At 62.9% G+C, this 15223-nt stretch carries 16 protein-coding genes; 15 read left to right on the top strand and 1 reads right to left on the bottom strand.

Annotation, left to right across the window (positions count from 1 at the left end):
* The first annotated feature begins 256 nt into the window (after positions 1 to 256).
* The 6 genes from AC3RCP_RS01725 to AC3RCP_RS01700 all read left to right on the top strand — a co-directional run bounded on the left by AC3RCP_RS01725 (position 257) and on the right by AC3RCP_RS01700 (position 4159).
* Positions 257 to 472, top strand: coding sequence for a DUF1127 domain-containing protein (locus AC3RCP_RS01725; RefSeq protein WP_007924247.1), 216 nt, complete (start codon positions 257 to 259; stop codon positions 470 to 472).
* Positions 473 to 749: 277 nt separating this feature from the next.
* Entirely contained in the window at positions 750 to 959 is a 210-nt protein-coding gene (locus AC3RCP_RS01720; RefSeq protein ID WP_007924249.1) for a DUF1127 domain-containing protein, read from the top strand.
* 164 nt (positions 960 to 1123) lie between these two features.
* Entirely contained in the window at positions 1124 to 1441 is a 318-nt protein-coding gene (locus tag AC3RCP_RS01715) for a DUF2388 domain-containing protein (RefSeq protein ID WP_007924251.1), read from the top strand.
* 106 nt (positions 1442 to 1547) lie between these two features.
* Positions 1548 to 1853, top strand: a complete 306-nt coding sequence (locus tag AC3RCP_RS01710; protein ID WP_007924252.1) for a DUF2388 domain-containing protein — start codon at positions 1548 to 1550, stop codon at positions 1851 to 1853.
* A 27-nt stretch (positions 1854 to 1880) separates the two neighbouring features.
* Positions 1881 to 2201, top strand: coding sequence for a DUF2388 domain-containing protein (locus AC3RCP_RS01705; protein WP_007924254.1), 321 nt, complete (start codon positions 1881 to 1883; stop codon positions 2199 to 2201).
* Positions 2198 to 4159 carry a DUF7844 domain-containing protein gene (locus AC3RCP_RS01700; protein ID WP_101336404.1) on the top strand — a complete coding sequence of 654 codons (1962 nt, stop codon included), beginning with the start codon at positions 2198 to 2200 and terminating at the stop codon, positions 4157 to 4159. The genes AC3RCP_RS01705 and AC3RCP_RS01700 overlap by 4 nt, the downstream gene beginning before the upstream one ends.
* A gap of 80 nt (positions 4160 to 4239) precedes the next feature.
* On the opposite strand, the gene AC3RCP_RS01695 is transcribed toward AC3RCP_RS01700, so the two are convergent.
* Complete coding sequence (locus tag AC3RCP_RS01695) at positions 4240 to 4641, bottom strand: GFA family protein (RefSeq protein ID WP_053263266.1); 402 nt, start codon at positions 4639 to 4641, stop codon at positions 4240 to 4242.
* A gap of 343 nt (positions 4642 to 4984) precedes the next feature.
* Here AC3RCP_RS01695 and AC3RCP_RS01690 point away from each other — a divergent pair, with 343 nt between their 5' ends.
* From AC3RCP_RS01690 to AC3RCP_RS01650, 9 genes are all read left to right on the top strand, one after another.
* Positions 4985 to 6292 carry a CitMHS family transporter gene (locus tag AC3RCP_RS01690; protein ID WP_007924260.1) on the top strand — a complete coding sequence of 436 codons (1308 nt, stop codon included), beginning with the start codon at positions 4985 to 4987 and terminating at the stop codon, positions 6290 to 6292.
* Between the two features lie 88 nt (positions 6293 to 6380).
* The gene (locus AC3RCP_RS01685; protein ID WP_007924262.1) at positions 6381 to 7148 is read left to right on the top strand and encodes a TerC family protein; all 768 of its coding nucleotides are present in this window, start codon (positions 6381 to 6383) and stop codon (positions 7146 to 7148) included.
* A 215-nt stretch (positions 7149 to 7363) separates the two neighbouring features.
* A complete protein-coding gene (locus AC3RCP_RS01680; RefSeq protein WP_007924264.1) occupies positions 7364 to 9022 on the top strand; it encodes a Na/Pi cotransporter family protein in 1659 nt (552 codons plus the stop codon).
* 56 nt (positions 9023 to 9078) lie between these two features.
* A complete protein-coding gene (locus AC3RCP_RS01675) occupies positions 9079 to 10464 on the top strand; it encodes a M16 family metallopeptidase (protein WP_492570485.1) in 1386 nt (461 codons plus the stop codon).
* 61 nt (positions 10465 to 10525) lie between these two features.
* A complete protein-coding gene (locus AC3RCP_RS01670) occupies positions 10526 to 11557 on the top strand; it encodes a DUF5924 family protein (RefSeq protein WP_007924268.1) in 1032 nt (343 codons plus the stop codon).
* Positions 11558 to 11626: 69 nt separating this feature from the next.
* Entirely contained in the window at positions 11627 to 12775 is a 1149-nt protein-coding gene (locus AC3RCP_RS01665) for an ABC transporter permease (RefSeq protein WP_007924269.1), read from the top strand.
* Entirely contained in the window at positions 12772 to 13575 is an 804-nt protein-coding gene (locus tag AC3RCP_RS01660; RefSeq protein ID WP_492570486.1) for an ABC transporter ATP-binding protein, read from the top strand. The genes AC3RCP_RS01665 and AC3RCP_RS01660 overlap by 4 nt, the downstream gene beginning before the upstream one ends.
* A 1-nt stretch (position 13576) precedes the next feature.
* On the top strand, positions 13577 to 14515 hold the full coding sequence (locus AC3RCP_RS01655) for an MlaD family protein (protein ID WP_101336401.1): 939 nt from the start codon (positions 13577 to 13579) through the stop codon (positions 14513 to 14515).
* The gene (locus AC3RCP_RS01650; protein ID WP_062824096.1) at positions 14512 to 15144 is read left to right on the top strand and encodes an ABC-type transport auxiliary lipoprotein family protein; all 633 of its coding nucleotides are present in this window, start codon (positions 14512 to 14514) and stop codon (positions 15142 to 15144) included. Before AC3RCP_RS01655 ends, AC3RCP_RS01650 begins: the two co-directional genes overlap by 4 nt.
* Positions 15145 to 15223 lie beyond the last annotated feature (79 nt).

Genomic DNA, 15223 nt, shown 5'->3' with positions numbered 1-15223 from the left:
TGTCAAAAACTGTACTGCTGTACCGGTCTTTTACCCCCTCAAAACCCTACCTTTTTCAAGAAAACATCCGGAAGCGCACCTAAATGGTGCCGACAGGTACAGTTGCATCATTTCCGAACAGTACAGCACCTATAAACAGTTAACTGGTCCCTCACAATACAGATGAACTGTATCTAGAGAGACTGGCGCGAGAGGAGGATCATGGGCACCAGTTAAACCACTACCTAATCCCGCCACAAGCGGAAGGATGCACACCATGGAACGTACACTCAGTTCCGAACTGTTCTTCGAAGACAAAGCTGCAAAAACCCAGGCTTCCCTGCCTCTGCGCGTTCTCGCCAACCTGATGCTGTGGCAGCGCCGCATCTCCAGCCGCCACCAACTGGCTCGCCTGGATTCGCGTCTGCTGGCTGACGCAGGTATCAGCGAAGCTCAACGCTACGAAGAGCTGAGCAAGCCGTTCTGGCGCTAAGTTAGCGTCGCTGGCTCTGACCCACCGGGTCCACCGCCAGCACCCCGAATTGAAAAAACGAAACCCGTCGCGGGCAACCGCGACGGGTTTTGTCGTTTAAGGCCTGGCAATGCCGGAAGCCGCCGGTACAGAAAGGGTATGGCTCGACAGATACAGTTTAAATATAAATAGAACTGAACCAGTACAATTTTATACCGTTGTATCTGTATGCATGCCTGCGTGAATAGCAATATGGTGCCCCAAGTCCCTGACTTCGGCCTGCCGAAAGGACCGCACCATGAACCACATACCAGGACGTATCGCACCTCTCAGCTTTTCCCATCCTCAGATAAGCGTGTGGAAACGCTTGTACCGCGCCTTGTGCCAGATGCAGCAGAACGCCCGAACACGTCGTGTGCTGGCAGGGCTCAACGATCAGCAATTATCCGATGTAGGTATCAGCCACAGCGATCGCATGGCCGAACTGGATAAGCCCTTCTGGCGCTAGTTCGCACCAGGACAGCAGAAGAGGGCTATTCGAACAGATGGGGTGGGCCTAATATCCGGTAGCGTGTAGCGATTTTCCTGAAGGGGCGTCTGATTCATCTGCCCCACAGTGACTACCTGGTGCCCACTCAGCACCACCCTATCTGTTATCAAGGAGTTTTACCTATGTCCCGTCTTCGCCTGCTCAGCGCTGCTGCCTTGCTGGCCTTGGCCTCCAACGCCCACGCCTCCAGCTTTATCGTTACCACCGATGCGGTAGTCGGCGCACTCAAGGCCACTTCCGATGCGACTTCCGACGTCACATCCTCGTTCCGTGACAACAAAATCGTGCGCGCCGCTCGTGACGACGCCGCCAGTTTTGTCGCTACCGAAGGCGCCATTCGCGGTGTGAAGCTGGAAAGCGCGTTTGACCACATCCGCCAGCAGTTGCCACAACTGAGCGCTACTGACGCCCAACTCGCTCAGGCCATCCTGACGATCTGACCCCCGGTCCGGTGACGGGTGCGCCAACGCACCCGAAACCCTGGGCGCTGGCTCTCGCCCGGGCATTGCGCTAGCCTTGCCGCTGGTTTTTCAGCTGTCGAGACTCATGCGTTTTTCCACCTTGCTTACCGTCCCTTCGTTGATTGTCCTGTGTTGGACTGGCTCAGCCGCTGCTTTTGACCTGAGCACGCAAGGCCTGGTCATCACTGGCTACGCCACTAGCAAAGTGACCTCCGCGCCTTTCGACAACAAACGCGTACTGGCGGCCCAGGATGATGCCGCGGCGTTCATTGCCACTGACGGCCACCTGCGCGGAGCCCGGCTGGAATCAGCCCTGAAATACCTGCGTAAAACCCAGCCACAACTTCATGTCGGCGACCTTGAACTGGCGCAGGCAATTCTCGTCCAATAACTATCCCTGTCATCCCGGAGTCGTTCCATGCGTAGCCCGCTGATTGCTGCCACCCTTGGCCTGTTGCTGTTGGCTGATGTGGCCCAGGCACAAACCCTGGTAGCCACCAGTAACATCATCGTTCGAGCCTTTGGTCGTACCATCGACTTCACCTCGGACACCACCACCTCCATCCGCGACTCGAAAATCGTACGTGCCGCCCATGACGACGCCGCCAGCTTCGTCGCCAGCGACGGCGATATTCGTGGCGCCCAACTGGAAGCCGCCTTCGATACCTTGCGTAACCGTGTGCCGCAAGCCCGCGGCGCCAGTGATCAGGTGCTCGCCGAAGCCATCCTCGCACTGTGAGGCCGCTCGCCGCCTGGCTGCTGGGCGCAGCGCTGTTACTCCTGGGCAACAGCGCTCAGGCCGGCCTGCAACTGCGGCTCAAGACCGAAGGCTTGAGCCCGGAGCAGCAGCACGCCAGCCAGGCGCTGCTGGATGAAGCGATGCAAGCGCTGCCGCCGCGCTTCATCGAACAACTGGACCGTCGCATCGATGTCGGCTGGACCGACGACATGCCTCACAACGCCTACGGCCAGGCATCGCTGGTCGACGAACTCGACCTGAATCGCAAACTGCTGGCCAGCCTCACCGACGGCAGCGCGGCCACCCAGAAAACCCATCGCCCCCATGGCACCGTGCGCCGGGAAATGCTCGCCACCGTGCTGCACGAACTCACCCATATTTATGACCGTTCGCGCCTGTGGTCGGGTGCCGAACGCACGCTGATCCAGCGCTGCAGCCGCCAGAACAGTGCCTCGGGCCTGATCGGGCTGCCGGACCAGTGCCGTGGCCAGACCGCGCGCCGCTTCACCCTCAGCGACGACCCGCGCCTGCTCGACCTCGCCGGCTGGCCGCAATACGTTGGCCGCCGCGGCGAACGCGAGCAGTACAACCGCCAGGTCGCCCGCAGCCCGGATATCTACGAAACGACCAACCCCAAAGAGTTCGTCGCGGTGAACATGGAGTACTTCCTCCTGGACCCGAGCTACGCCTGCCGCCGACCGGCGCTCTACCGTTATTACCAGGAACACTTCGGCTGGGCACCGAAGGCCAAGGACACCTGCGCCCAGTCCTTCGCCTTCCTCAACGCCGGTAACGACTTCGCCAAGCAGCCGCTGGGCAAGGTCGACCCGGAGCGGGTCTATGCCGTGGATTACCTGCTGGCCGAGGCCAACCAGAACTGGGTCAGCCGCTGGGGGCACAGTATGTTGCGCCTGGTGATCTGCGCGCCTGGCCGGCCGCGCGGGCCGGATTGCCGGCTGGATCTCGAGCAGCACCTGGTGCTGTCCTACCGCGCCTTTGTCGGTGACGTGCAGCTGTCGAGCTGGGACGGCCTGGTCGGCAAATACCCATCCCGCCTGTTTATCCTGCCATTGGCCCAGGTCATCGATGAATACACCAAGACCGAGCTGCGCAGCCTGGCTTCGGTGCCGCTGAACCTGTCGCGCAACGAGATCGAAGAAGTGGTCGAGCGTGCCGCCGAGATGCACTGGAGCTACGACGGCAACTATTACTTCCTGTCCAACAACTGCGCCGTGGAAAGCCTGAAGCTGCTGCGCAGCGGCAGCAACAATGCCCAGCTCACCGGGCTCGACAGCATCATGCCCAACGGCCTGCTGGAAGTGCTCAAGGGCCGCGGCCTGGCCGACACCAGCGTATTGGACGATCCTCGCGAAGCCTTGCGCCTGGGGTATCGCTTCGACTCCTTCCGCGACCGCTACCAGGCGATGTTCGAGGTGTTGAAAAAGCACCTGCCAATCAAACAGAACAGCGTCGAAGACTGGCTGTCCCTGAGTGCCGCGCAGCGGCGCCAGTGGTTCGACCAGGCGGACCTGCGCACCAGCGCCGCCTTGCTGCTGCTCGAACAGGCGAGCTTCCGGCGCCAGCTGCTGCTGGCCCAGGATGAGGTCAAGCAGCGTTATCTGGGGGCTCGCGAGCTGCAGAACGGCGGCATGGACAAGGCCAACAAGACTCTGCAGGAAATCCTCGCCAACAGTGGCTTCCTCAGTCGCCCGGCCGAATTGCTCGGTAGCAGCGGTTATGGCTTGCCGCAGCCGAGCGAATGGCAACGCCTGGAAGCGGAAAGCAGCCTGCGCCAGAAACAGCTGCAAGCCCTGACCGGCGATCTGGACAAGGAAGTGCGCGCGTTGCTGGAGCCGAGCCGCGCTGCCGAAATCGCCGCCAACGAGGCCAACCTGAAACAGGTCGGCGAACATCTGCGGGCCCTGCACAAAGCCGCGGGCGGGCTGGAACTGCCCTGACGTCAAAAGCTTCGCGGGCAAGCCTCGCTCCTACGAGAATGCGCAGGAACGAGGCTTGCCCGCGAAGCGATCCCACAACCTTACAACGTCTCCTCGGCCTCTCCCGGCAACTGCTCATCCAGGTGCAGCCAGGGCAAACGGCTGTCGGTCCAGATATGCCGCTCGGCCGGCGCCAGCTCCGGATGGTCCAGGGTGGCGATGGTCACATCGATGCTGTCCGGGCTCAATTGGGTGACCAGCGCCAGATGCGCTCCGCAGTTCGGGCAGAAATACCGCGCACAACCGGGCGAAGAGTCGTAGCGGGCCGGCGTCCCGGCCAGCCACTGGAAAGCCTGGCGGGGCAGGGTGATCCAGGTAGTCACCAGGCCGCCGCTGACCCGCCGGCAGATCGAACAATGGCAATGGGCGATATCGCACAATGGCCCGCTGAACTGATAACGCAGCTGGCCGCAGTGGCAACCGCCAGTGTGCAACAGGCTCATACAAAGACCTCCCAGCGACTGTTCCGGAAAACTCGGCCAACGGGCCGATCTGGTTGTTTTTTGACCGCACGTCGGCTCGCGACGCATCCACTCATTGCTTTCTACAACGAAAGGTAGCTGAAAGCTTCCGCGATTAGGATCGCCTCCACTGCCGGCAACAGACCGGTTGGCCAATGGGCGTTTTTGCGCCTCCAGGCCCAATTAACAACAACAATGGTGATTCTGATGTCCGTTCGTACCCGCCTTTTCGTCCCGCTTCCTCCAGCCCGTCCCGCGCTTCCCGTTCTGCGCTGACCCCATCCGGTTCGCCATTCCCTAGCCGCGCTACGCCTGGAGTATTCCCATGCTGACTTTCCTTGGCTTCGCCATGGTCATCACCTTCATGTTCCTGATCATGACCAAGCGCCTGTCCGCGCTGATCGCCCTGATCATCGTTCCTATCCTGTTCGCGCTGTTCGGCGGCTTCGCTCCGAAGATCGGCCCGATGATGCTCGAAGGCATCACCAAGCTGGCGCCGACCGGCGTGATGCTGATGTTCGCCATCCTGTATTTCGCCCTGATGATCGACTCCGGCCTGTTCGACCCGGCCGTGCGCAAGATCCTCAAACTGGTCAAGGGTGACCCGCTCAAAGTCTCGGTTGGTACCGCCGTGCTCGCGCTGGTGGTGTCCCTGGACGGTGACGGCGCCACCACCTACATGATCTGTGTGGCGGCCATGCTGCCGCTGTACAGCCGCATCGGCATGAGCCCGCGGATCATGGCCGGCCTGATCATCCTGGCCGGCGGCGTGATGAACATGACCCCCTGGGGTGGCCCGACCGCCCGTGCCGCCAGTGCGCTGCATGTCGATCCGTCGGACATCTTCGTGCCGATGATCCCGGCGATGCTGGCCGGTGTGGTGGCAATCCTGGCGATCGCCTACATGTACGGTAAGCGCGAACGTGCGCGCCTGGGTGAACTGCACCTGCAGGGCGACGAGATCGACCACAGCGAAATCAGCGTTTCGCAGTTCCCGGATGCTCGTCGTCCGAAGCTGATCTGGTTCAACGGCGCCCTGACCTTCGCCCTGATGTGCGCACTGATCGCCGGCCTGTTGCCGCTGCCTGTGCTGTTCATGGTGGCCTTCAGTATCGCGATGATCGTCAACTACCCGTGCCTGCAACAGCAGAAGGATCGCGTCGCGGCCCATGCCGGCAGCGTGCTGGCGGTGGTCGGGCTGATCTTCGCCGCCGGCATCTTCACCGGCATCCTGTCCGGTACTGGCATGGTCGATGCCATGTCCAAGAGCCTGCTGGCGGTGATTCCGGATGCACTGGGCCCGTACCTGGCGGTGATCACCGCGCTGGTGAGCATGCCGTTCACCTTCTTCATGTCCAACGACGCCTTCTATTACGGTGTGTTGCCAGTCCTCGCCGAGGCCGCCAGTCACTACGGCATCACCGCGGTGGAAATGGCACGTGCCTCGATCGTCGGCCAGCCCGTGCACTTGCTGAGCCCGCTGGTACCATCCACCTACCTGCTGGTAGCCCTGGCCGGTATCGAGTTCGGCGATCACCAGCGCTTCACCCTCAAGTGGGCAGTGCTGGTTTGCCTGTGCATAATGTTCGCCGCCTTGCTGATGGGGATTTTTCCGCTGTTCAGCACTCTATAAAAAGCAATTGACTCACCGCGCCGGCCGCTAGACTTCGTTCTCGGAAATCTCGACTGGCGCGGTACAACACTCGCTCAAAGGAATACACATGGAATGGCTGACCAACCCGGAAATCTGGGTTGCCTTCTTTACCCTGACCGCCCTGGAAATCGTCCTGGGTATCGATAACATCATCATGATCTCGATCCTGGTCAGCCGCATGCCCAAGCACATGCAGGCACGGACCCGGATTTTCGGTCTGGCGCTGGCCATGATCACGCGGATCCTCCTGCTGCTGTCGATCACCTGGGTCATGCGCCTGACCGCCGACCTGTTCGTGGTCTTCGGCCAGGGTATTTCCGGGCGTGACCTGATCCTGTTCTTCGGTGGCCTGTTCCTGCTCTGGAAGAGCTCCCAGGAGATGTACCACTCCCTGGAAGGCGAGGACGAAACCGCGGAAGAGCCAGGCGGCAAGGGCGGCAACTTCCTCTACACCATCATCCAGATCGCGATCATCGACATCGTGTTCTCCCTGGACTCGGTGATCACCGCCGTCGGCATGGTCTCCCACGTACCGGTCATGGTCGCGGCGATCATCGTCGCGGTGCTGGTGATGATGCTGGCTTCGGGCACCATCAGCGAGTTCATCGACAAGCACCCGTCGCTGAAGATGCTGGCGCTGTCGTTCCTGCTGGTGGTCGGTACCGTACTGATCGCCGAGGCGTTCGAAGTGCACGTGCCAAAAGGCTACGTCTACTTCGCCATGGCCTTCTCGCTGGCGGTGGAGGCGATCAACATCAAGATGCGCACCGCTATCGCGAAAAAGAAAAAGCAGCAGGACCCGGTGAAACTGCGCAAGGACATCCCGGGTCAATAACCCGAGAGCGCAGCAGGAAAAGGGGCTTTCGAGCCCCTTTTTCACGCCTGCAGAAAGTCGTTTTCTTTATGACAGTTTTGTTTCAATCGCCGCATCAGCTATGCGATGCTGGCGCACAGACCGTTAGCCAACTACAGCTTAAGTACAGAACGTAGAACAACGCGCGGCACCGTTAACTTGCCCCTCTGGGGCGCTATTCACCACAGGGGGCCGTTATGCTCACCCTGCTCAATTTGCTGTCCGCCGTGGCCTTGCTGATCTGGGGCACGCATATCGTCCGCACCGGCATCCTGCGGGTCTATGGCTCGAACCTGCGCCACCTGATCGGCCAGAACATGGCCAAGCGTCCGTTGGCTTTCATCGCCGGGATCCTGGTCACCGCCATGGTCCAGAGCAGCAACGCCACGGCGATGCTGGTCACCTCGTTCGTCGGCCAGGGGCTGATGGCCCTGACACCCGCCCTGGCGACCATGCTCGGCGCCGACGTCGGCACCGCGCTGATGGCCCGGGTACTGACCTTCGACCTGTCCTGGCTGTCGCCGCTGCTGATCTTTCTCGGGGTGATCTTCTTCCTGTCGCGCAAACAGACCCGCGCCGGCCAGCTCGGGCGGGTAGGGATCGGCCTGGGGCTGATTATCCTGGCGCTGCAATTGATCGTCGAAGCCGCCGCGCCCATCACCCATGCCCAGGGCGTGAAAGTCCTGTTCGCCTCGCTGACCGGCGACATCCTGCTCGACGCCCTGATGGGCGCGCTGTTCGCCATGATTTCCTACTCCAGCCTGGCGGCCGTGCTGCTCACCGCGACCCTGGCCGGCGCCGGCGTGATCAGCCTGCCGGTGGCCATCGGCCTGGTGATCGGCGCCAACATCGGCAGCGGGGTGCTGGCTTTCCTCAGCACCAACATGCAGAACGCCGCCGGCCGCCAGGTGGCGCTGGGCAGCCTGCTGTACAAGCTGATCGGCCTGGTGCTGATCATTCCGGTGCTCGACCCGCTCGCCCACTGGATGGACAGCCTGGACTTCAGCCCGCAAGAAGTGGTGATCGGTTTCCACTTGCTCTACAACACCCTGCGTTGCCTGGTGCTGCTGCCGACGGTCGGGCCGATGGCCAAGGTCTGCACCTGGTTGCTGCCGGAACGCCCGGAAACCAATGGCCGGGCCAAGCCTCGCCACCTCGATCCGACCGCCCTGGCCACTCCCAGCCTGGCCCTGGCCAACGCGGCGCGGGAAACCCTGCGCATCGGCGACCTGGTCGAAACCATGCTCGAAGCCGTGCGCGATGTGCTGCACGGCAAGCAGACCGCGGTCACCCAGGAAATGCGCAACCTCAACGACGATGTCGAAGTGCTCTATAACGCGATCAAACTCTACCTGGCGCAGATGCCCCGGGAAGACCTGGGCGAGCAGGACAGCCGGCGCTGGGCCGAGATCATCGAACTGGCGATCAACCTGAAACTGGCCAGCGACCTGATCGAACGCATGCTGCGCAAGGTCCAGCAGCAGAAGACCGCGCAGCGTCGCTCCTTTTCCGAAGTCGGCCTGGAAGAACTGGCCGGCCTGCATGAACAGCTGATCGCCAACCTGCGCCTGGGGCTTTCGGTGTTTCTCAGCGCCGATCCGGAAAGCGCGCGCCAGCTGCTGCGGGAAAAACGCCGCTTTCGCGCTCAAGAACGTCGCCTGGCCCATGCCCATGTCAGCCGTCTGCAACGTAAAATCGTCCAGAGCATCGAGACCAGCTCGCTGCATCTGGAACTGATCGCCGATATGAAGCGCCTGAATTCGCTGTTCTGCGGCAGCGCCTATGTGGTGCTGGGTTCCTCCGAAACCGGCGCGCTTGCCGTGGACGATATGGCTGACATCACCCATTCACCCTGAACGTCCACAGTTACCCGAAGTCTGTAGAACTTACGCCCGTCGTAAGGAAGCCCGTTATGCGTTGCCTGTTATTCGCCTGTCTGCTGCTCGGATCAGCCCACTCGTTTGCCCTGGATCGCTTCCAGGTCGAGGGCTACATGCTGCCCAACGGCCTGCAGTTGCTGCTCAAGCCGGGCAACGTGCGCGGCCACGTGGCGATTCGCCTGGTGGTCGGGGTAGGGCTGGACGACTTCGGCTGCGCCGACAAGGAACTGCCGCATGTGCTCGAACACCTGCTGTTCAGCGGCATCGACGCCAGCGGCGAGGGCGGGCTGGAGGAACGCATGCAAGCCCTGGGCGGCGAGTGGAATGCCTACACCAGCAATGCCGACACCACCTTCGTCATCGAGGTCCCGGCGAAAAACCAGCGCAAGGTGCTGGACCTGCTGCTGGCCCTCTTGACCCGCACCGAACTCGACGACACTGCCTTGCAAACGGCGAAACGGGTGGTCGAGCGCGAGGACGGCGGGCACTACTCGCACCTGCAACGCTGGCTGGACCGCCAGGACCTGGGCCATACCGCCAGTAACCAGCTGGCGGTGGAGCTGGGCCTGAAGTGCGCCGAACGGGCCGAGGTCGATCAATTGACCCTGGAACAGCTGGAGCAGCTGCGCAAGGACTGGTACGCGCCGAACAACATGACCCTGATCGTCGTCGGCGACCTTGACCGCCTGTTGCCGGCCTACCTGGAACGCAGCTACGGCGCGCTGGAACCGGTGGAGCCCAGCGAGCACCAGGGCCTGCCGGACATTCAACAAACGGCCGCCGCCGAGCGCAGCCTGATCCACGGCTGGGTCGGCGACAGCGCCAAGCTGCACTGGCTGTTCCCCGAGCCGACCCTCGACCGGCAGCACGATGAAACCTTCGATCTGCTCAAGGATTACCTGGACTGGGCGCTGTACCAGAAACTGCGCCTGCAGCATGAGCTGTCCTACGGGCCGAACAGCGAACGCGAGGTGTTCGGCGGCGTCGGCTTTCTCAGCCTGAATGCCGACCTGGAGCGCGCGGACGTCCCCGAGGCCCGGCAAGCGATCGACGAGCTCAAGGCACAACTGCTCAAGGACGGCCTGGAGCCGGCCACCTTCGCCCGTCTGCAACAGGCCGCCATTGCTCGCCAGGCCTGGGCGGTACAGGGCAATAGCGCCCTGGCGGACTACTACTGGGGCGCCTTGAGCGACTATGCGGACGGGCGTTTCAGCGACCCGGCCAAGCGCCTGCAAGCCGTCAGCCTGAAGCAGGCCAACCAGGCCATGCGCCAACTGCTGGAACAGCCCGGCTACCTGCGGATCGAAAAACCGCTGCTGAGCTATGCGGCCTTGAGCGGGCTGATCCTCGGCGCACTGCTATTGATTGTTCTGGCGCTGTTCGGCTGGCGGGCTTATCGCAAACGAATCCGTGCCTGATGCGTCTTTTGTCATGCTAAACCGTTATTCTGTCGGGGATTTTTTCTAGTGTGATCGCCGAATGCCAAACCTGACTCATTACATGCAGCGCATCCTGGAACTGATGAAGCGCTACCCAGGGGTCATTGCGCTCGGCGGTTTCATTTCCGGTGTCGGCAGTTTCATCCTGGTGGACCGCCAACAGGGCCTGGCCACCTGGATCGCCGTGATCATGCTGGTGAGCTGGATCTGGCTGATGCTGGAAAACAGCCTGACCCAGCTGTTCACCAAGATCTTCAAGCGGGAAATCCCCCAGCCGCTGCTGCGTTACGCAACGCAGATGATTCACCAGGAAAGCCTGTTTTTCGTCCTGCCGTTCTTCTTCATCACCACCGCCTGGAACAGCGGGCAGCTGGTATTCACCGGCCTGCTGGGCGCCTCGGCGCTGGTCTCGATCATCGACCCGCTGTACTACAAATGGCTGGCCCCACGCCGCTGGCTGTTCCTCGCCCTGCACACCCTGACGCTGTTCGCCGCGTTGCTGACCGCGCTGCCGATCATCCTGCACCTGACCACCGCGCAGAGCTTCAAGCTGGCCCTGGGCATCGCCATGCTGCTGTCGTTCCCCAGCCTCGCGTCGATCTTCCCGATCCGCAACCTGCGCGGCGCGCTGATGCTGCTGGGCATGACCCTGGCCATCGGCGGCACTGGCTGGCTGCTGCGCTCCTGGGTTCCGCCGGCGACCTTGTGGATCGCCGAGGAAGCCATCAGCACCCAGTTGCAGGACCGCACCCCCGGCGCCAGCCTCAAGGAGGTCAGCGCCAACGACGTGCGCAGCGCCGGGCTGTATGCCTACACCGCGATCAATGCGCCGCGCGGGCTGGACGAGCGCATTTATCACGTCTGGCAATTCAACGGTAAAGAGGTCGACCGGGTGGCCCTGGACATCCACGGCGGGCGCAAGGAGGGCTACCGCGCCTGGTCGCACAAGCAGAACTTCCCCGGCGATCCGACCGGCAGCTGGCAGGTCCGGGTGCTGACCGAAGACGGGCAGGTGATCGGCGTGCTGCGCTTCAAGATCACCGGCACCAACGGGCAAGACTCAGCACCTTAGTACAAGGCAAAGTCGTCTCGATCGTGGTATTACGTAGCACTGCGTAAAAACCATACAAGCACGGAGCTTATGACCCAGAGCACGACGGCTGGCAGTGCCCAACTGGATACGTCGAGTTCCCCCTCGCGGTTGCGAGTCGCGGGGGACTGGACGCTCGTCCATTACACCGAGCTCAAGCACCTCTGCGAAAAGCTCACCGGACAGTACGACGCCAGCACCCACATCGACCTCAACGGCCTCGGCGCCCTGGATACCGCGGGCGCCTCGCTGCTGGTCGAACTGCTGGGCTCCGAGCGTCTCGGCAAGTCCACCGAACACCCCGACTGCACCTTGTCTTCGGCCGACCGCGCGCTGCTGCAGACCGTCTACTGCTCGCTGACCGATTTCTGCGTACCGCTCAAGGAACCGGAAATATCGGTCGGTATCCAGTTGCTGACCCGGATCGGCAAGGCGGTCGACGCCATCTGGCAGGACACCCTGAAGCTGCTGGGTTTCGTCGGCCTGATCCTCGAAACCCTGGCCCGCGGCCTGCTGCGCCCCAAGCGCTGGCGCATCACGCCGATGGTCGCGCATATCGAGCAGACCGGCCTCGACGCCGCGCCCATCGTCGCCTTGCTGACCTTTCTGGTGGGCGCCGTGGTGGCCTTCCTCGGCGCCACGGTGCTGCAGAGTTTCGGCGCCAGCATCTTTACCGTGGACCTGGTGGCGTTCTCCTTCCTGCGTGAGTTCGGCGTGCTGCTCACTGCGATCCTCATGGCCGGGCGAACCGCGAGCGCGTTCACCGCGCAGATCGGCTCGATGAAGGCCAACGAGGAAATCGACGCCATCCGCACCCTGGGCCTGGACCCGATGGAACTGCTGGTGCTGCCCCGGGTCCTGGCACTGCTGGTGGCGCTGCCGATGCTGACCTTCCTGGCGATGCTCTCGGGGATTGTCGGGGGCGGGGTGGTCTGTGCGCTGTCGCTGGATATTTCGCCGGCGATGTTCCTCGCCTTGCTGCAATCGGACATCGGCGTGCAGCACTTCCTGGTGGGCATGGTCAAGGCGCCGATCTTCGCCTTCCTGATCGCCGCCATCGGCTGCCTGGAAGGCTTCAAGGTCAGCGGCAGCGCCGAATCCGTAGGCGCCCACACCACCTCCAGCGTGGTGCAATCGATCTTCGTGGTGATCGTCCTCGATGCCGTCGCCGCGCTGTTCTTCATGGAGATGGGCTGGTGAACCGTTCAACCCGTCCGCCCGCCGAGGCGGTGATCGAAGTCCGTAGCCTGTGCAATCGCTTCGGCCCGCAGAGCGTGCACGAAAACCTCGACCTGGACCTGTACAAGGGCGAGATCCTCGCGGTGGTCGGCGGTTCGGGCAGCGGCAAGTCGGTGCTGCTGCGCAGCATCATCGGCCTGCGCCAGCCCAGCGCAGGTTCGGTGCGGGTATTCGGCCAGAACCTGCCGAGCCTGGCGGAACATGAGCGCTCGCTGATCGAACGGCGCTTCGGCGTGCTGTTCCAGAAGGGCGCGCTGTTTTCGTCGCTGACCGTGACCGAAAACGTCGCCCTGCCGCTGATCGAGCATGCCGGCCTGAGCCGCGCCGACGCCGAGCACCTGGCGGCGGTGAAACTGGCGCTGGCCGGGCTACCGCTGTCGGCGGCCGACAAATACCCGGCCTCGCTGTCCGGCGGCATGATCAAGCGTGCCGCCCTGGCCCGGGCGCTGGCCCTGGACCCGGACATCCTGTTTCTCGACGAACCCACCGCCGGCCTCGACCCGATCGGTGCCGCGGCGTTCGACCAATTGATCCTGACCCTGCGTGACGCCCTGGGCCTGAGCGTGTTCCTGGTTACCCATGACCTGGACACGCTGTACACCATCACCGACCGGGTGGCGGTGCTGGCACAGAAAAAGGTGCTGGTGGCGGATGCCATCGACCAGGTCGCCGAGACCGACGACGCCTGGATTCACGAATACTTCCATGGCCCTCGCGGCCGCGCGGCGTATCAGGCCGCTACACAGCTCAACGAGGTATGACATGGAAACCCGAGCCCATCATGTCCTGATCGGCCTGTTCACCGTGATTGTGGTGGTCGGCGCCCTGCTGTTCGGCCTGTGGCTGGCCAAGTCCAGCGTCGACACGGAGTTCAAGGACTACGAGATCATCTTCAACGAGGCCGTCAGCGGCCTGTCCAAAGGCAGCGCCGTGCAGTACAGCGGGATCAAGGTCGGCGATGTGGTCAGCCTGCGCCTGGACCCGAACGACCCGCGCCGGGTCCTGGCGCGGATCCGCCTGAGTGGCGAAACCCCGATCAAGGAAGATACCCAGGCCAAGCTGACCCTGACCGGCATCACCGGGACCTCGATCATCCAGCTCAGTGGCGGTACTCCACAAAGCCAGCCGCTTCTGGGCAAGGACGGCAAACTGCCGGTGATCGTCGCGTCGCCATCGCCGATCGCCCGCCTGCTGAACAACAGCGAAGACCTGATGACCAGCGTCAACCTGCTGCTGCACAACGCCAACAGCATGTTCTCGCCAGAGAACGTCGAGCGCATCGGCAACACCCTCGAACACCTGGAGCAGACCACCGGAGCCATCGCCGAACAGCGCGGCGACGTGCGCCTGGCCATGCAGCAACTGGCGTCCATCGGCAAGCAGGCCAGCGCCACCCTGGAACAGACCACCGCGCTGATGCGCAACGCCAACGGCCTGCTCAACGAGCAGGGCAAGCAGATATTCGGCAGCGCCGGGCTGGCCATGCAATCGCTGGAACAGAGCAGCGCCACCATCAACAAACTGCTGACCGACAACCAGGACTCGCTGAACAATGGCATCCAGGGCCTCAATGGCCTGGCGCCGGCCGTGCGCGAGCTGCGCGATACCCTGAGCTCGCTGCGGGCCATTTCGCGTCGCCTGGAAGCCAACCCCAGCGGCTACCTGCTGGGCAGTGACAAGAACAAGGAGTTCACGCCATGAAGCGTGCCTATCGCCCATTCGGCCGGCTGGCCCTGGCCGCCGGATTCGCCTTGAGCGGCGCCTGCTCGATCCTGCCCCAGGCCGACCCGGTGGATATCTATCGCCTGCCCACGGCCCAGAGCGCCACAGCCCGGCCTCAGGGCCACGCGCAGCCCTGGTCCCTGCGCCTGACCAAACCCCTGGCGAGCGACGCCTTGAACAGCGCGAGAATCGCTGTGATCCCCCAAGGCGATGTGATCAGCAGCTACAAGGACGCGCGCTGGAGCGATCCGGCGCCGGTGCTGCTGCGCAATCGGCTGCTGGATGGGTTCCTCGCCGATGGCCGGGTGCAGTTGCTGGGCACCGACGACAGCGATGTGCAGACCGATCTCGAACTGGGCGGCAACCTGCAGGCATTCCAGAGCGAATACCAGGGCAAGGCGGTGGCGGTGGTGATCCGCCTGGATGCGCGCCTGGTGCGCGGCTACGACCAGAAGATCCTGGCCAGCCAGCGCTTCGAAGTGCGCCAGCCTCTGAACGATACCAAGGTGCCGGCGGTGGTTGCCGGGTTTGGCCAGGCCGGAGACGCCTTGAACCGGCAGGTGGTGGAGTGGACGGTGAAGCAGGGCAGTCAGCTGGTCAGGCGCTGATGGCCTCATCGCGGGCAAGCCTCGCGCCTACAGGATGGTCCTGGTAGGCGCGAGGCTTGCCCGCGAATCGTTCCGAGCC

The sequence above is a fragment of the Pseudomonas sp. GW822-FHT05A08 genome, assembly GCF_058800485.1.
Note: the sequence above shows the minus strand (reverse complement) of the source record. Positions and strands in the feature narration are given on the sequence as shown.